The following is a 16,637-nucleotide window of genomic DNA, read 5'->3' on the forward strand; positions in this document are numbered from 1 at the left end:
CTTAATTACGTAAGTGGTTACCTTAATTACGTAAGTGGTTACACTTAAGTGACAAAAATATGATCTTGGTAGCAGTGTTACATCATTCTGCTAATCCATTCAAAAAAGCATATTCGAGCTTATGCTCTAAATTATTTAAATGTCTGATTTTAAGTGTTTATTACTGGTTTTTGATTGATAGATGTGAGGTGTTAGGTTGATTTTTATCCGAGGTTGAGTCAACGTAAGATAACTAGCGTGGCGTTGAGTGAGTGAGATGCCACTTGATGTCCGTAAACAACTTTTGTTGTGATTGGATTACAAATGACAGCCAGGGAGGCGATATGACAGAAGCATGCTCAACCTTACGCGAATCACTGGTAATTAACGAGACCGTTACCCCTGCGCAGGCAGAAATCCTAACCGATGATGCCTTGTGTTTTTTAGCCAGTTTGGCTAATCGATTTGCGGATCGTATACCTGGGCTTCTTGCCGCTCGCGAGCAGCGCCAACAGCGTATTGATGCGGGAGAGCTGCCCGATTTCCTTCCTGAGACGCAATCGATTCGCCACGATGATTGGACCATTCGTGGCATCCCCAAAGACTTGCAAGATCGACGGCTAGAAATTACTGGCCCAGTGGATCGGAAAATGGTGATCAACGCCCTGAACGCCAATGTGAAAGTGTTTATGGCGGACTTTGAAGACTCGTTCGCACCAGCTTGGCCACAAGTGGTCGAGGGGCAGCGCAACTTGCGCGATGCTATTAACGGCACCATCAGTTATGAACAACCAGAGACAGGAAAGCGTTATCAACTTAACGATGATCCCGCGCGCCTGATCTGCCGGGTTAGGGGCCTTCATCTGACAGAAAAACATGTCATGTGGCAAGGTAAACCGCTACCCGGTGCTTTATTTGATTTCGCGCTATACTTTTTCCATAACTATCGTCGGTTGCTTGAGACAGGATCCGGTCCTTACTTCTACTTGCCCAAACTACAAGCCTATCAAGAAGCGTCGTGGTGGAGCGATGTGTTCTCATTTGCAGAAGATGAATTTGGGCTAAGCCGAGGCACGATCAAAGCAACCGTATTGATCGAAACCCTACCGGCCGTGTTTGAAATGGATGAGATTTTATATCACCTACGCGATCACATCGTCGCGCTGAACTGCGGTCGCTGGGATTATATTTTCAGTTATATCAAAACGCTTCGTAATCATCCTGATCGGGTGCTACCTGACCGTCAGGTGGTCACCATGGACAAACCTTTTCTCAATGCTTACTCGCGACTGTTGGTGAGAACCTGTCATAAGCGCGGTGCATTGGCCATGGGAGGGATGGCGGCATTTATCCCGAGCAAAGACCCAACCGAAAACCAACAAGTGCTCGAGAAAATCGAAAAAGATAAAACGCTAGAGGCAAATAATGGCCATGATGGAACCTGGATTGCCCACCCCGGATTAGCAGACACGGCAAAAGCCATTTTTGATAAAGCGCTCGGCGATAAGCCGAATCAGCTAACGGTTTCTCGTGAGCAAGATGCGCCAATTACCGCGGCGGATTTGCTTGCGCCTTGCGATGGAGAGCGCACCGAAGCGGGCATGCGCCACAATATTCGGGTTGCGGTCCAATATATCGAGGCATGGGTTTCGGGTAATGGCTGTGTGCCGATTTACGGCTTGATGGAAGATGCGGCGACCGCCGAAATTTCGCGTGCGTCGATCTGGCAATGGATCAAGCATCAAAAGCCGCTCAGCAATGGCAACGTGGTAACCAAAGAGCTATTTACGCAGTACCTCGAAGAAGAAATGGCTGTGCTTGAAAACGAACTGGGCACTGGACGTTTTGCTCAAGGGCGATACCGCCAAGCGGCAACGTTAATGGCCGAGCTGACAACCAGTGATGAGCTAGTTAACTTCTTAACCCTGCCAGGGTACGAGTATTTGCCTTAATGGGCATGGAAGCAAAACAACAACATGGAATGAAAGCGAAGGGCTGACAAGGCTCTGCTAACAAAGAGGAATGGAACATGACTTTGACTCGCCAACAACAAATCGCGCAACTGGAAAAGGATTGGGCTGAAAATCCACGCTGGAAAAACGTAAAGCGAACGTACACCGCTGAAGAGGTGGTCAGTATGCGCGGCTCTTTTGTCCCCGAGAATACCATTGCTAAACGCGGTGCAGCTAAGCTGTGGGACCTTGTTAACGGCAGTGCGAAAAAAGGCTATGTTAACTGCTTGGGCGCGTTAACGGGTGGCCAAGCTGTGCAGCAAGCAAAAGCCGGCATTGAAGCTATTTACTTGTCAGGCTGGCAAGTGGCAGCCGACAATAACACAGCGTCCAGTATGTATCCGGACCAGTCACTGTATCCAGTTGACTCAGTCCCCTCGGTTGTTAAACGTATCAACAATGCTTTTCGCCGCGCGGATCAAATACAGTGGTCAAAAGGTGGAACCCCAGAAGAGGGGACTGATTATTTTCTCCCTATTGTTGCCGATGCCGAAGCTGGCTTTGGTGGTGTACTCAACGCCTATGAGTTGATGCGCAATATGATTGAGGCAGGCGCAGCAGGCGTCCACTTTGAAGATCAATTGGCGTCAGTGAAAAAGTGTGGTCACATGGGTGGAAAGGTATTGGTGCCAACCCAAGAAGCCGTGCAAAAGCTGGTTGCAGCGCGTTTGGCGGCGGATGTTGCAGGGACTGACACGCTCGTGATTGCCCGTACCGATGCTAATGCGGCTGATCTGCTTACCTCAGACTGCGACCCTTATGATAAAGACTTTATTGCAGGTGAGCGCACCGCAGAAGGTTTTTATCGCGTGCGTCCAGGGATTGAACAAGCTATTTCCCGTGGTCTCGCTTATGCACCGTATGCTGATTTGATTTGGTGTGAAACCGCGACACCGGATCTGGAAGAAGCACGTCAATTTGCCGAGGCGATTCATGCGCAATATCCGGATCAATTATTGGCATATAACTGCTCGCCATCCTTTAATTGGGAACAGAACTTGGATGCCGACACCATCGCTCGTTTTCAGCAAGCGCTGTCCGACATGGGTTACAAGTATCAGTTCATCACCTTAGCGGGCATTCACAACATGTGGTACAACATGTTCGATCTTGCCCACGCTTATGCGCAAGGTGAGGGAATGCGCCATTATGTAGAGAAGGTACAGCGACCTGAATTTTCTGCGGCGGAGCGTGGTTACACGTTTGTGGCTCACCAGCAGGAGGTCGGTACTGGCTATTTTGACCAGATGACTAATATTATCCAAGGCGGTCAATCTTCGGTAACCGCACTGACGGGCTCAACGGAAGAAGATCAGTTTTAATTAAAACCGTTATCATGGAAATGAAGCCAGAAAGGGAGTGGAAACACTCCCTTTTATTTATTCACCGTCTTCCATCGGCTCGCTTTCTTCTTGAATTTCGAGCAAGGTCGACGCAATGGCGACAAAGTCACTATCAGTAATGATCCCAACAAGGCGTTGATTTCTAATCACGGGTAAACACCCTATTTTACGCGCTAACATTGATAATGCTGCGGCACGTAACGACGCCTCTGGCGCGACGGTGACAAGTTGCTTATCGGTAAATTGTGCGAGTGGGGTATGGATTTGATGATCGCCATTGGTTGCTCTTCCTAAAGACGATGCCTGGGCTGAAAGCACATCGCGCTGGGTAACGAGCCCAAGCAAGCGTTCATTATCATCGACGATGGGTAAGTGACGGAAGCGTTCCGCGCGCATTAAGCGGTGGGCATCATCAAGCGTATGATCCGGACTCAGTGTATGTGGATGGCGAGTCATCATATCATCAACGGTAAACATGGCACCTCCTTGTTATCAGTGCACAGGATTAATTTAACTGTAGTGCACTTGGCACGGGGTGGACGTGATACACATCAATTATCTGCGCGAGGCTATTATCCGCAAAAGGCTATTATTCGCAAAAGGCAATGATCTGCAAAAGGACATCATCCGCGAAAGTTAATCATCCGCCAAAGGCTTCAAACGTAAATATCGCCATGCTATTAATGCGCACTGAAACGATTGCCTGCTTCGCTCGCTTGATATTCACGGTGGGCTACCTATACTAGCGGCCTGCTTTTTATCTAGGCAAACGTCATGCAATTATCCGATTTTCACTTTGAACTCCCTGATGAGTTGATTGCGCGCTATCCACAGCCGGATCGCAGTGCAAGTCGCTTATTGTCACTTGATGGCACCAGCGGTGAGGTAGCGCATCGTCAGTTTAAAGATATCCTCGAACTGGTTGAACCTGGGGATTTGATGGTGTTCAACAACACACGTGTGATCCCTGCACGCGTGTATGGCCACAAAGCCTCGGGTGGAAAAATAGAGGTGCTGGTGGAGCGTGTGCTCGACGAACGTCGTTTCCTTGCCCACGTGCGCGCGTCTAAAGCGCCAAAACCCGGTGCTGAGTTATTCCTCGGTGATAACGGACAGATCCCGGCAGAAATGGTGGCACGCCATGACGCCCTGTTCGAAATCCAGCTAAACAGCGATAAAGGCGTAGTGGATACACTCAACGACATCGGCCATATGCCGTTGCCGCCGTATATCGACCGTCCTGATGAAGAAAGCGATAAAGAGCGTTATCAAACCGTGTATAACCAAAAACCCGGGGCGGTAGCTGCACCAACGGCGGGATTACACTTTGATGATGCCATTATGGCAACGCTTAAAGAAAAAGGCGTCAATATTGCCTTTGTTACTTTGCATGTGGGCGCCGGAACATTTCAACCGGTTCGGGTCGACAACATTGAAGAGCACATCATGCATGCCGAGTATGCTGAAGTGCCTCAAGAGGTGGTCGATGCGGTCAATCGAACACGTGCACAAGGTAAACGCGTGATTGCGGTGGGGACCACGTCAGTACGGTCATTGGAAAGTGCAGCACAAGCGGCGAAGCAAAAAGGTGAATCACTGGCGCCATTTTTTAATGACACCCAGATTTTTATCTATCCCGGTTACCAGTGGCAGCTAGTGGATGTGCTTGTCACCAACTTCCACTTGCCGGAATCAACCTTGATCATGCTGGTGAGTTCTTTTGCCGGTTACGAACATACCATGGCCGCTTATCGCGCGGCAGTTGAAGCGCGCTATCGCTTTTTCAGCTATGGCGATGCCATGTTTATAACCCGTCAGCAACAACCTGATTAATTAATTTCACGCGAAGCCTGGCTTCGTGTGATCTAAGCTTGCGGCAAGGTAAACCTTGTTAGCATAAGACACACGCCAGACTGTTTCTCTGGCACTGAGGAGGATTCGTGGAATACGAACTGAAGAAAACCGATGGACGCGCCCGCCGTGGCCGTTTGATTTTTGAGCGCGGCACGGTCGAAACCCCGGCATTTATGCCCGTGGGGACCTATGGCACCGTAAAAGGCATGACCCCAGAAGAAGTGAAAGGCACTGGGGCTGAGATCTTACTCGGTAATACCTTCCATTTATGGTTACGTCCGGGGCAAGAAGTCATGCGACTGCATGGGGATTTGCATGACTTTATGCAGTGGCATGGCCCTATTTTAACCGACTCTGGTGGCTTCCAAGTTTTCAGCTTAGGAGATATCCGTAAAATCACTGAAGAAGGGGTGCATTTTCGTAACCCGGTTAACGGTGATCGGATTTTTATGGATGCGGAAAAATCCATGGAGATCCAATACGACCTTGGCTCAGACATCGTGATGATCTTTGATGAGTGCACCCCGTATCCTGCGACGCACGCTGAAGCGAAAAAGTCGATGGAGATGTCACTGCGCTGGGCCAAGCGTAGCCGCAATCATTTTGACAAACTTGGTAACAAAAATGCGCTGTTCGGCATTGTGCAAGGTGGTGTATACGAAGACTTACGCGATGTGTCGGTAGAAGGCCTAACTGAGATTGGCTTTGATGGTTACGCCGTTGGCGGGCTTGCCGTCGGTGAGCCAAAAGAAGATATGCATCGCATTTTGGAGCATACCTGCCCGCAGTTGCCGGAAGACAAACCCCGTTATCTAATGGGAGTGGGTAAACCGGAAGACCTCGTGGAAGGGGTGCGTCGTGGCGTTGATATGTTCGATTGCGTGATGCCGACCCGAAATGCCCGAAATGGTCACCTATTTATTACCGGCGGTGTGATCAAGATCCGTAATGCGAAACATAAAAGTGATACCTCGCCTTTGGATCCAGAGTGTGACTGTTACACTTGCCGCCATTATAGCCGTGCCTATCTTTACCACTTAGACCGTTGTAATGAAATCCTCGGTGCGCGACTCAATACTATCCATAACTTGCGTTATTATCAGCGCGTCATGGAAGGTTTGCGTAACGCGATTGACGAAGGTAGATTAGATGCCTTTGTAGCGGATTTCTACGCGCGTCGTGGCAAGGAAGTGCCACCGCTCGATTGATTTCGAATTCAACAACTAAAACGAGGACGTGATTGAATGTTTATCTCACAAGCTCACGCAGCGGCTGAAGCCGGCCCACAAGGTGGCGGTATGCAGCTTTTTATTATGCTTGGTCTCTTTGCGGTTATTTTCTATTTTATGATTTATCGCCCGCAATCTAAGCGTGTTAAAGAGCATAAAAACCTAATGGCATCCATGAGCAAAGGAAACGAAGTACTGACCGGTGGTGGTTTGGTGGGTAAAATCACCCAAATTGCTGAAGACAATGACTTTATTGTTATTGCTCTTAACGACAATAACGAAGTGACCATTAAAAAAGACTTCGTGACGGCAGTACTGCCCAAAGGTACTATCCAGTCTCTCTAATTCTCGCAACCATAAAGGATGCATGCTGTGCTAAACCGTTATCCTTTGTGGAAGTACATCATGGTGCTAATAACCTTGGTTATTGGCATCGTGTATGCGCTTCCCAATTTATACGGTGAAGATCCAGCAGTACAAATTTCCGGGGCGCGTGGCGCCTCGGTAGATATGACTGCGCTGGACTCCATCAAACAGACCCTCGAATCTAATGACCTCTCCTACCAATCCATTGCGCTTGAAGACGGCACTGTCTTAGCCCGCTTTAAAGACACTGAATCGCAAATCAGTGCTCGTGATGCGTTGATGTCTCGCTTCGATAGCAATAACTATGTGGTCGCATTAAACCTGGCGCCAGCGACCCCGTCTTGGTTAGACGCCCTTGGCGCAACACCAATGAAATTGGGACTCGATTTACGTGGCGGGGTACACTTCTTAATGGAAGTGGACATGGACGCTGCGCTAGAAAAGTTGATTACCCAGCAAGAAGACAGCTTTCGTACCGATTTACGTGAAGCGCGCATTCGCTATCGTGGTTTACGTGTCGAAGATAACACGCGCGTAATGGTTAACTTGCGTAACGCAGAAGACACCAATAAAGCGCTTGAGCTACTGTCGAGCAATTATCGGGATATGAACTTCTCGATTGATGAAGACGACGGCACCTTAACCGCGGTATACAAAGAAGAGCGGTTAAAAGAAATCCGTAACTACGCGGTGGCGCAAAACATCACTATTTTGCGTAATCGTGTCAATGAGCTCGGGGTCGCAGAGCCTTTGGTCCAACGTCAAGGTGCGAGTCGCATCGTGGTTGAGCTGCCAGGTGTGCAAGATACGGCCCGAGCAAAAGAAATTCTCGGCGCGACCGCGACCTTGGAATTTCGTGAAGTCGACCAAGATGCCGATTTATCTGCAGCGATGGCAGGGCGTGTTCCACCGGGTAGTGAGCTAATGAGCTCGCGTGACGGACGTCCTGCGGTGTTGAAAAAGCGGGTCATCTTAACCGGTTCACACATCACAGACGCCAATTCATCACGTGATGAGTACAGTCGCCCACAAGTGAACATCTCGCTCGACAGTGAGGGCGGTGACAAAATGTCTGACTTCAGTAAGCGTAACATTGGCGAACTGATGGCAACGGTGTTTGCTGAGTACAAAGACAGTGGTGAGCGTGACGAAAATGGCAAAGTGATCTTGGAAAAACACGAAGAAGTGATTAACCAAGCGACCATTCAATCGGCACTAGGCCGTAACTTCCGCATAACTGGGATCGACTCAGCAGCTGAAGCTCACAACCTTGCGTTATTGCTACGCGCCGGTGCCTTGATTGCGCCCATTTCGATTGTTGAAGAACGCACCATAGGACCATCCTTGGGGCAGCAAAACATCAATATGGGCATACAAGCCTGTTTATGGGGCCTCGTTGCAGTCATGCTGTTTACACTGGTGTATTACCGCCGCTTTGGCTTGTTTGCTAACTGTGCCTTGTTCGCGAATATCGTCTTGATTATTGGGATTATGTCGCTTATTCCAGGCGCCACCATGACGCTACCGGGCATTGCCGGTATTGTCTTAACCGTGGGGATGGCGGTGGATGCTAACGTGCTTATTTTTGAACGTATTCGAGAAGAGCTGCAAGAAGGGCGTAGTCCACAACATGCGATTGATCGGGGTTATTCCAACGCCTTTAGTACCATTGCCGATGCTAACATTACCACGCTGATTACGGCGATTATCTTGTTTGCTGTGGGTACTGGCGCAATTAAAGGTTTCGCGGTGACACTATCGATTGGTATTTTGACCTCCATGTTTACCGCTATCGTGGGAACGCGTGCACTGGTAAACCTTGTGTATGGCGGCAAGCGCGTCGAAAAACTGTCGATTTAAGGGAGCCCAAGCATGTTTCAAATATTTAAACCGGACATGTCGATCAACTTTATGCGTTGGTCTAAAGTGGCCTTCGTGTTCTCGATCTTCATGATTGCGGCCTCTGTGGTCACCTTATCAACCAAATGGTTGAATTGGGGGCTCGATTTTACCGGCGGTACCTTGATTGAAGTCGGTTTTGAACAACCGGCTGATCTTGCCCTAATCCGTGATTCGTTATCCGCTGAAGGCTTTGGCGATGCGGTGGTGCAAAACTTTGGTAGCGCCACGGACGTGATGGTTCGGCTGCGTCCACGTGATGACATGGAAGGTGAAAACCTCGGTAATGAGGTACTGAGTGCCATCAAAGCCGGTACCGGTGATAACGTCGAGATGCGCCGCATCGAGTTTGTCGGCCCCAATGTCGGGGACGAGCTGACCGAAGCGGGTGGCTTGGCAATCATCATTGCATTGGTTTGTATCCTGATCTATGTCTCGTTCCGTTTCGAATGGCGTCTAGCTTCCGGTGCCGTCATGGCGCTGGCTCACGATGTGATTATTACGCTGGGGATTTTCTCTCTGTTCGACGTGGAGGTGGATCTCACTATCGTCGCTGCTTTGCTGACAGTCGTGGGTTACTCGCTTAACGATACCATTGTGGTGTTTGACCGTATTCGTGAGAACTTCCGCAAGCTTCGTAAAGGCGAGTCAGACGAAATCATCAATGCGTCTGTTTCACAAACCCTAAGTCGGACAACCATTACTTCAGGCACTACCTTGTTTGTGGTGATTGCGCTCTTTACCTTGGGTGGATCGATGATCCATGGGTTTGCCATGGCACTGTTGATTGGTATTACCGTCGGGACATACTCATCGATTTACGTCGCTTCGGCGCTGGCCTTGAAACTCGGTATTGCGCGCGAGCACCTCTTGATCCCTGAAGTGGAAAAAGAAGGGGAAGAGTTCGACGCGATGCCTTAACCACGCTTGCCCTGCGCTTAGAGTGGGGCTATGCAGTGACCAAGTGGCGAATTGTTTACAATACATCATCTTCTTCAGGCACAAAAAAGCGGCGCTCATTGAGCGCCGCTTTTTATTAATATCTTATCGGTGTCTTTATTTTTTCATCGACTCAGGCGCGTGTTCGCGAACTTTGGCGAGCATACCTTTCACCACACGTGCGCCACCGCTGACAATATTGCCAGAGCGCATGTAGTCGGTACCGCCGTTAAAGTCAGTGCAAATGGCACCCGCTTCGCGCGCAATTAACTCACCCGCAGCCAGATCCCAAGGCTTAAGGCCAAGCTCAAAGAAGCCGTCAACACGGCCCGCGGCCACGTAGCAAAGGTCGAGCGCTGCTGAGCCAGTACGACGGAAGTCAGCACAATCGACAAACAACGCCCCAACAACGGCGATAAAGCCTTCAGCGTGCTGTTTAGCTTTGAACGGGAAGCCCGTGGCTAAGACGGTACCGTCAAGCTCTTTGGCGCTGCCAGTACGAATACGCTTGTTATTGAGTTGTGCGCCAGAACCACGTTGAGCGGTAAATAGCTCATTGCGGATAGGATCGTAAACGCAACCAATTTCTGTACGGCCTTTAATGCGCACAGCAATGGAAACGCAGAAATGCGGGAAGTCGTTAATGAAGTTAGTGGTGCCATCCAGTGGGTCGATGATCCATTGATAATCGCTATCTTTGCCTTCCGCCACGCCTGACTCTTCGCCAATGATGGTGTGGTCCGGATATGACTTTTTAATAATATCGATAATGATTTGTTCCGCCGCTTTGTCGACATTAGTGACGAAGTCATTACTGCCTTTTTGTGCGGTTTCGATGTTGTCTTTGTTTTCTGCAGATTTAGCGATAAAATCGCCAGCCTTCCGTGCAGCACGGACGGCGATGTTTAGCATCGGATGCATACGGTTTTCCCAACGGATGTTAAAGAACGAAAGCGGGGCGGAGTATAACAGAGCCAGAGCAAAAGGAAAGTGGGTATTTTTTAACCGTCAATAAGCGCGTGCTCTCTGCTAAATATGACGCCAGCCGCAGGCTTAGCTGAGAAGTATTATCGATTGCACTGTGATAAACTGCGCAGATCTGACAGACCGCTGCCCATCCCATCCAAGATGGACAGAGCAAGAGACGAAAACAACATCATGCTAGATCAAATTCGCGTTGTATTAGTAGGCACGTCCCACTCCGGAAACATTGGCTCAGCCGCCCGAGCGATGAAAGTCATGGGACTGACCAACATGACATTAGTGGCGCCTGGCTGTGAAGTGGACGGTCAAGCTATTGCCTTAGCCGCAGGGGCCAGTGATATTGCCAATAACGCGAGAGTGGTGAATACGCTTGAAGAAGCGGTGGCCGATTGTGGCCTAGTGATAGGCACCAGCGCAAGAAGCCGAACATTAGAATGGCCGATGCTGGATGCGCGAGCGTGCGGCCAAAAAGCCATTCAAGAAGCCGCAACACATCCGGTCGCCATCGTTTTTGGCCGAGAGCGAACTGGCTTAACCAATGAAGAGCTGCAAACATGTCACTATCATGTTTCGATTCCATCCAATCCAGACTACAGCTCTTTGAATTTGGCCATGGCTGTGCAAACGCTGTGTTATGAAATGCGTGTCGCCTGGTTGGACAGTCAAGCCTATCAAGGAGCAACCCTTGAACAAGACTATCCGCTGAACCAAGATTTGGCGCGTTTTTATACGCACCTCGAAACGGTTCTTACTAAAACAGGGTTTATCCGTACTCAGCACCCTGGCATGGTCATGACAAAACTACGTCGCTTATTTAATCGCGCGCGCTTAGAGAGTCAGGAGCTCAATATTTTACGAGGCGTGCTGTCTTCGGTGGAAAAGGTGACCAAACAGGCGGCATCGAGCGAGCAAAATACCGATAATCACTCCCCACGTTGATCCTTTCAAATGAGGCGTCGTACACCTTGGTGAAAACTTGACAGAAATACTCAGGTAAATACTTGACCAAAATACTCGGGTATGTAACCATTTGAGCATCTATTCACCACAGGTAGCGTGTTATGAGATTGACTTCGAAAGGCCGTTATGCGGTTACCGCCATGCTCGACGTGGCGCTTCATGCCGAGCAGGGCCCTGTGCCCCTGGCGGACATCTCTGAGCGTCAAGGCATTTCCTTGTCTTATCTTGAGCAACTTTTTTCACGGCTCCGTAAGTCGGGACTGGTCAGCAGTGTTCGTGGTCCAGGCGGTGGTTATCGTCTCGGGATAGCAGCCAACGAGATTGCCGTTGGCGCGGTGATTGCCGCGGTTGACGAATCGGTTGATGCGACAAAATGCCAAGGTAAAGCAGATTGCCAAGGCGGAACCCGTTGTTTGACACACACCTTGTGGCACGACTTAAGTGCCCGTATTAGCGGTTTTCTAAACGACATCACGCTCGGTGAGCTGATGCATGATAACGAAGTGAAGCAAGTAGCAGATCGTCAGGATGCTAAACTGGACGCCTCATTGGCGCCAAGAAACACGTTTAGCTCGAAGGTCAAACAAGATAGCGCCACCATAGGCGTGAACGTTCGCTCCTGATGACCAATGTCGGTGTAATTGGAGAAAAACATGAAATTGCCCATATATTTTGATTATTCAGCCACGTGTCCGGTTGATCCGCGCGTTGCTGAAAAAATGAGTCAGCATCTGACCATGGACGGGGTCTTCGGTAACCCAGCCTCTCGCTCGCACCGTTTTGGTTGGCAAGCAGAAGAAGCCGTTGATACCGCACGCGAAAACATTGCCGACTATTGCAATGCCGATCCGCGTGAGATCGTGTTCACCTCTGGCGCGACGGAATCAGACAACTTAGCCATTAAAGGCATTGCCAATTTCTACTCGAAAAAAGGCAAGCACATCATTACCTGCAAGACCGAGCACAAAGCGGTACTTGATCCATGCCGGCAGCTAGAGCGAGAAGGCTTTGAAGTCACCTACCTCGACCTAGAAGAAAACGGCTTAGTTGATCTGAAAAAGCTAGAAGCGGCGATGCGTGATGACACCATTTTGGTCTCTATCATGCACGTGAATAACGAAATTGGCGTGATTCAGGACATTTCGGCTATCGGCGAATTATGCCGCGAGCGCAAAATTATGTTCCATGTGGATGCTGCACAATCTGTGGGCAAAGTGCCTTTAGATGTGAAAGAAATGAAAATTGATCTGATTTCTTTCAGCGCGCACAAAGCTTACGGACCAAAAGGCATCGGCGCTTTGTATGTTCGCCGTAAGCCACGGGTGCGTATTGAGGCGCAAATGCACGGTGGTGGTCACGAGCGTGGTATGCGCTCAGGCACCTTACCGACCCACCAAATTGTGGGTATGGGTGAAGCCTTCCGTATCGCTAAAGAAGAGCGTGAAAAAGATTTTGAACATGCACTTGCGTTACGTAATCGCTTTTATGACGGCGTCAAAGATTTAGAAGAAGTTTACGTTAATGGTGATTTGGAGCAGCGCGTTCCACACAACTTGAACGTGAGCTTTGCCTTTGTTGAAGGTGAGTCTTTGTTGATGGCGCTAAAAGATCTGGCGGTATCGTCTGGGTCGGCGTGTACATCAGCAAGCCTGGAGCCTTCTTATGTTCTTCGTGCGCTAGGACGCGACGATGAGCTAGCACACAGCTCACTACGCTTTTCATTTGGTCGTTTTACCACTGAAGAAGAAGTGGATTACGCGATTGAAAAAGTCCGTGAGGCCGTGAACAAGCTGCGAGAAATGTCACCACTTTGGGACATGTACAAAGACGGTATTGATTTAAGTACCGTTGAATGGGCGCACCACTAATACGAAAAACGCGCCAACTGGCAACAGTGAGCAATCATATTGAGGAAACAATTATGGCTTACAGCGAAAAAGTAATTGACCACTACGAAAACCCACGTAACGTTGGCTCGTTTGAAAAAGGCGATCCATCCGTCGGTAACGGCATGGTCGGTGCCCCTGCATGTGGCGACGTCATGAAGCTACAAATCAAGGTGAATGACGAAGGCATCATCGAAGACGCCAAATTTAAAACCTATGGTTGCGGGTCAGCGATCGCATCGAGCTCGTTGGTCACCGAATGGGTAAAAGGCCGTTCGATTGACGATGCCGCTGCAATCAAAAACTCTGAGATTGCGGAAGAGCTTGAGCTGCCACCGGTTAAAGTCCACTGCTCTATCTTAGCGGAAGACGCCATTAAAGCAGCAGTTAGCGACTACAAGAAAAAACACCAGCAGTAAAACGAAGGGGTTGTTGATACTATGGCTATTACCATGACACAAGCGGCATCAGATCGCGTAAGAGCGTTTCTAGACAACCGTGGAAAAGGCATTGGCTTGCGTCTTGGCGTACGGACGTCAGGATGTTCTGGCATGGCCTATGTCATTGAATTTGCTGATGAGCTTCAAGAAGGTGATCAGGTATTCGAATACGATGACGTCAAGGTAATCGTCGATGGCAAGAGCTTGCTCTATCTCGAAGGGACAGAGTTAGATTTTGTCAAAGAAGGCCTAAATGAAGGTTTTCAGTTCAACAACCCTAACGTCAGTAGCGAATGTGGTTGTGGCGAAAGCTTCAACGTGTAAAACGTGAGAGCACATGAATCATTTTGAACTCTTCGGGCTACCGTATCAGTTTGAGCTGGACGGTAGCTCGCTTTCTTCAACGTTTCGGGAGCTGCAACGCCAGTATCACCCAGATAACGTTGCTAGCCAAGACGATAAAACGCGTCTTCAGGCGGTGCAGAAAGCCTCGCAAATTAACGATGCGTTTCAGACGTTGAAAGATCCCGTTCGACGCGCTGAATATATGCTGACGTTACAAAGCATTGATATAAAAGACGAAAAGCAAACAATGCAGGATCCTGAGTTCTTAATGCAGCAAATGACACTGCGTGAAGAACTGGAGTCGATCACTGATAGCCAAGACGATGCTGCGTTATTTGATTTTGGCGCAAAAGCACAAGCGCTTTATGATGCCTTGATCAAAGAGGTTAAGCAGGCACTCGCTACTTCTCAATGGCAAGAGGCGGCAGTGATTGTGCGCAAGCTTAAGTTTGCAGAGAAGCTTCGCTCCGAAGTGGAGCGCGTCGAAGATCAGCTGATGAGCTGATCGGCACTATTCGCCTGTCAACGCAGTAAAGTTTAAGGATTAGACATGGCACTGTTACAGATTTCAGAGCCCGGTCAAAGTGCCGCGCCGCATGAACACAAGCATGCAGTCGGCATCGATTTGGGTACGACCAACACTTTGGTTGCCACGGTACGAAGCGGTGTCGCAACCACCTTGAACGATGAATACGATCGATCACTGATCCCGTCGGTGGTCCACTATGGTGGTGATGCCATTTCAGTGGGTTATGATGCCCTTCCTCATGTGCAAACGGATAGTGCCAACACCTTGGTATCGGTCAAGCGCATGATGGGACGCTCTTTGGATGACGTCCAGACACGTTATCCGCAACTTCCTTATCGGTTTTCACAAACTGAAAATGGCCTGCCACAAGTCGAGACACGACGTGGATCCATCAACCCAGTTCAAGGCTCGTCCGATATTTTGCGGGCGGTACGTGAACGTGCAGAAGTCAGCTTGGGTGATGCGCTTGAAGGCGTGGTGATCACTGTTCCAGCTTATTTTGATGATGCGCAGCGAGCAGGCACCAAAGATGCCGCGACACTCGCGGGCCTGAATGTACTCCGTTTACTCAATGAGCCAACCGCAGCGGCCATTGCTTACGGGCTCGACTCGGGCCAAGAGGGCGTGATTGCTGTGTATGATCTCGGGGGCGGGACCTTCGATATATCGATTCTCCGTCTCTCCCAAGGCGTGTTTGAAGTCATGGCCACCGGGGGCGATTCAGCACTAGGTGGGGATGATTTTGACCACCTGCTCGAGCAATGGATCTGTGAGCAAGCCGGGTTTGAAACCCTCAGTGGTGATGAGCGCCGTACGGTGCTCCACGCAGCGACACAGGCTAAAATCGCATTGTCTTCCTCCGCTAGTACCGACATTGACGTACTCGGTTGGCAAGGTACGCTGACACGTGACACCTTTGATGCCTTGGTCGCCCCTTTGGTTAAAAAGACCTTGATGTCGTGCCGTCGTGCGCTTAAAGACGCCGGCGTCAGTGCCGATGAAATCCTAGAAGTCGTGATGGTCGGCGGGTCAACCCGGGTACCGGCTGTTCGCCATCAAGTCGGCGACTTCTTTGGTCGTGAACCGTTAACCAGTATCGACCCAGATAAAGTGGTCGCGATAGGTGCCGCAACACAAGCGGATATTTTGGTCGGCAATAAGCCCGATTCTGACATGTTGTTGCTGGACGTGATCCCGCTTTCGCTCGGTATTGAAACCATGGGCGGCTTGGTAGAAAAAATCATTCCACGCAATACCACCATTCCTGTGGCGAAAGCCCAAGAGTTCACCACGTTTAAAGACGGTCAAACCGGCATGAAAGTGCACGTGGTACAAGGTGAACGTGAAATGGTGGATGATTGCCGCTCGTTGGCGCGTTTCTCCTTAAAAGGCATTCCACCGATGACCGCAGGGGCAGCCCATGTCCGCGTAACCTACCAAGTGGATGCCGACGGTTTGCTGTCTGTGTCGGCCATGGAAAAGTCGACTGGTGTGGCCTCGTCGATCCAGGTTAAACCGTCTTACGGGCTCAATGATGACGAAATCGCCAACATGATCAAATCATCATTTACCCATGCGGAAGAAGACAAAGATGCCCGCTATTTGGCGGAGCAACGCGTTGAAGCCGATCGGGTGATCGAAGGCCTACTGGTCGCCATGCAACAAGACGGTGACCCCTTGCTCGATCATAATGAGCAACAAGCGCTCGTGAACGAAATTGAAACATTGATCGCGCTGCGTAACGGCGATGATGGCGCTGCCATTGAAGCGGGAATCAAAGCACTAGATAAAGCCAGCCAGACCTTTGCGGCACGTCGTATGGACAAATCGATTCGTAATGCGTTGGCCGGTCAATCCATTGATGAGGTGTAA

Annotated in this window: 16 protein-coding genes; 14 read left to right on the top strand and 2 right to left on the bottom strand. The window is 49.7% G+C overall.

The features are described 5' to 3' along the window. Positions 1 to 323: 323 nt before the first annotated feature. Both aceB and aceA read left to right on the top strand, forming a co-directional pair. Positions 324 to 1,931 carry a malate synthase A gene (aceB, locus tag BZG77_RS03650; protein ID WP_077646239.1) on the top strand — a complete coding sequence of 536 codons (1,608 nt, stop codon included), beginning with the start codon at positions 324 to 326 and terminating at the stop codon, positions 1,929 to 1,931. 77 nt (positions 1,932 to 2,008) lie between these two features. Further along, positions 2,009 to 3,313 (top strand): isocitrate lyase, encoded by a 1,305-nt coding sequence (gene aceA, locus BZG77_RS03655; protein ID WP_077646240.1) that lies wholly within the window; start codon positions 2,009 to 2,011, stop codon positions 3,311 to 3,313. A gap of 57 nt (positions 3,314 to 3,370) precedes the next feature. Here the strand turns inward: aceA and BZG77_RS03660 are convergent, their stop codons facing one another. After that, a complete protein-coding gene (locus BZG77_RS03660) occupies positions 3,371 to 3,811 on the bottom strand; it encodes a CBS domain-containing protein (RefSeq protein WP_077460260.1) in 441 nt (146 codons plus the stop codon). A 297-nt stretch (positions 3,812 to 4,108) separates the two neighbouring features. Here BZG77_RS03660 and queA point away from each other — a divergent pair, with 297 nt between their 5' ends. The 5 genes from queA (at position 4,109) to secF (ending at position 9,603) form a co-directional block, all read left to right on the top strand. Further along, entirely contained in the window at positions 4,109 to 5,167 is a 1,059-nt protein-coding gene (queA, locus tag BZG77_RS03665) for a tRNA preQ1(34) S-adenosylmethionine ribosyltransferase-isomerase QueA (protein ID WP_077646241.1), read from the top strand. 107 nt (positions 5,168 to 5,274) lie between these two features. Further along, complete coding sequence (gene tgt / locus BZG77_RS03670; RefSeq protein ID WP_021022911.1) at positions 5,275 to 6,396, top strand: tRNA guanosine(34) transglycosylase Tgt; 1,122 nt, start codon at positions 5,275 to 5,277, stop codon at positions 6,394 to 6,396. Between the two features lie 36 nt (positions 6,397 to 6,432). Next, complete coding sequence (yajC, locus tag BZG77_RS03675) at positions 6,433 to 6,762, top strand: preprotein translocase subunit YajC (RefSeq protein ID WP_077646242.1); 330 nt, start codon at positions 6,433 to 6,435, stop codon at positions 6,760 to 6,762. A gap of 27 nt (positions 6,763 to 6,789) precedes the next feature. Continuing rightward, complete coding sequence (gene secD, locus BZG77_RS03680) at positions 6,790 to 8,643, top strand: protein translocase subunit SecD (protein WP_077646243.1); 1,854 nt, start codon at positions 6,790 to 6,792, stop codon at positions 8,641 to 8,643. 12 nt (positions 8,644 to 8,655) lie between these two features. Further along, positions 8,656 to 9,603 (top strand): protein translocase subunit SecF, encoded by a 948-nt coding sequence (gene secF, locus BZG77_RS03685; RefSeq protein WP_077646244.1) that lies wholly within the window; start codon positions 8,656 to 8,658, stop codon positions 9,601 to 9,603. 135 nt (positions 9,604 to 9,738) lie between these two features. Here the strand turns inward: secF and suhB are convergent, their stop codons facing one another. After that, the gene (suhB, locus tag BZG77_RS03690; protein WP_077646245.1) at positions 9,739 to 10,542 is read right to left on the bottom strand and encodes an inositol-1-monophosphatase; all 804 of its coding nucleotides are present in this window, start codon (positions 10,540 to 10,542) and stop codon (positions 9,739 to 9,741) included. 237 nt (positions 10,543 to 10,779) lie between these two features. Here suhB and trmJ point away from each other — a divergent pair, with 237 nt between their 5' ends. From trmJ to hscA, 7 genes are all read left to right on the top strand, one after another. Further along, positions 10,780 to 11,544 carry a tRNA (cytosine(32)/uridine(32)-2'-O)-methyltransferase TrmJ gene (trmJ, locus tag BZG77_RS03695; protein ID WP_077646246.1) on the top strand — a complete coding sequence of 255 codons (765 nt, stop codon included), beginning with the start codon at positions 10,780 to 10,782 and terminating at the stop codon, positions 11,542 to 11,544. A 122-nt stretch (positions 11,545 to 11,666) separates the two neighbouring features. Further along, entirely contained in the window at positions 11,667 to 12,188 is a 522-nt protein-coding gene (iscR, locus tag BZG77_RS03700) for a Fe-S cluster assembly transcriptional regulator IscR (protein ID WP_021022917.1), read from the top strand. 30 nt (positions 12,189 to 12,218) lie between these two features. Then, the gene (locus tag BZG77_RS03705; protein WP_021022918.1) at positions 12,219 to 13,433 is read left to right on the top strand and encodes an IscS subfamily cysteine desulfurase; all 1,215 of its coding nucleotides are present in this window, start codon (positions 12,219 to 12,221) and stop codon (positions 13,431 to 13,433) included. A gap of 53 nt (positions 13,434 to 13,486) precedes the next feature. Beyond that, positions 13,487 to 13,870, top strand: coding sequence for a Fe-S cluster assembly scaffold IscU (gene iscU / locus BZG77_RS03710; protein WP_025744586.1), 384 nt, complete (start codon positions 13,487 to 13,489; stop codon positions 13,868 to 13,870). Between the two features lie 21 nt (positions 13,871 to 13,891). Further along, positions 13,892 to 14,215 carry an iron-sulfur cluster assembly protein IscA gene (iscA, locus tag BZG77_RS03715; RefSeq protein WP_021022920.1) on the top strand — a complete coding sequence of 108 codons (324 nt, stop codon included), beginning with the start codon at positions 13,892 to 13,894 and terminating at the stop codon, positions 14,213 to 14,215. Between the two features lie 13 nt (positions 14,216 to 14,228). After that, the gene (gene hscB / locus BZG77_RS03720) at positions 14,229 to 14,741 is read left to right on the top strand and encodes a co-chaperone HscB (RefSeq protein WP_077646247.1); all 513 of its coding nucleotides are present in this window, start codon (positions 14,229 to 14,231) and stop codon (positions 14,739 to 14,741) included. Positions 14,742 to 14,786: 45 nt separating this feature from the next. Continuing rightward, on the top strand, positions 14,787 to 16,637 hold the full coding sequence (hscA, locus tag BZG77_RS03725; protein ID WP_077646248.1) for a Fe-S protein assembly chaperone HscA: 1,851 nt from the start codon (positions 14,787 to 14,789) through the stop codon (positions 16,635 to 16,637).

Source organism: Salinivibrio sp. IB643, from assembly GCF_001996105.1.
Classification (GTDB): Bacteria; Pseudomonadota; Gammaproteobacteria; order Enterobacterales; family Vibrionaceae; genus Salinivibrio; species Salinivibrio costicola.

Coding starts and splice junctions, on each gene's coding strand:
- aceB (WP_077646239.1), top strand. CDS start 324: ATGACAGAAGCATGCTCAACCTTACGCGAATCACTGGTAATTAACGAG.
- aceA (WP_077646240.1), top strand. CDS start 2,009: ATGACTTTGACTCGCCAACAACAAATCGCGCAACTGGAAAAGGATTGG.
- BZG77_RS03660 (WP_077460260.1), bottom strand. CDS start 3,811: ATGTTTACCGTTGATGATATGATGACTCGCCATCCACATACACTGAGT.
- queA (WP_077646241.1), top strand. CDS start 4,109: ATGCAATTATCCGATTTTCACTTTGAACTCCCTGATGAGTTGATTGCG.
- yajC (WP_077646242.1), top strand. CDS start 6,433: ATGTTTATCTCACAAGCTCACGCAGCGGCTGAAGCCGGCCCACAAGGT.
- secF (WP_077646244.1), top strand. CDS start 8,656: ATGTTTCAAATATTTAAACCGGACATGTCGATCAACTTTATGCGTTGG.
- suhB (WP_077646245.1), bottom strand. CDS start 10,542: ATGCATCCGATGCTAAACATCGCCGTCCGTGCTGCACGGAAGGCTGGC.
- trmJ (WP_077646246.1), top strand. CDS start 10,780: ATGCTAGATCAAATTCGCGTTGTATTAGTAGGCACGTCCCACTCCGGA.
- iscR (WP_021022917.1), top strand. CDS start 11,667: ATGAGATTGACTTCGAAAGGCCGTTATGCGGTTACCGCCATGCTCGAC.
- BZG77_RS03705 (WP_021022918.1), top strand. CDS start 12,219: ATGAAATTGCCCATATATTTTGATTATTCAGCCACGTGTCCGGTTGAT.
- iscU (WP_025744586.1), top strand. CDS start 13,487: ATGGCTTACAGCGAAAAAGTAATTGACCACTACGAAAACCCACGTAAC.
- iscA (WP_021022920.1), top strand. CDS start 13,892: ATGGCTATTACCATGACACAAGCGGCATCAGATCGCGTAAGAGCGTTT.
- hscB (WP_077646247.1), top strand. CDS start 14,229: ATGAATCATTTTGAACTCTTCGGGCTACCGTATCAGTTTGAGCTGGAC.
- hscA (WP_077646248.1), top strand. CDS start 14,787: ATGGCACTGTTACAGATTTCAGAGCCCGGTCAAAGTGCCGCGCCGCAT.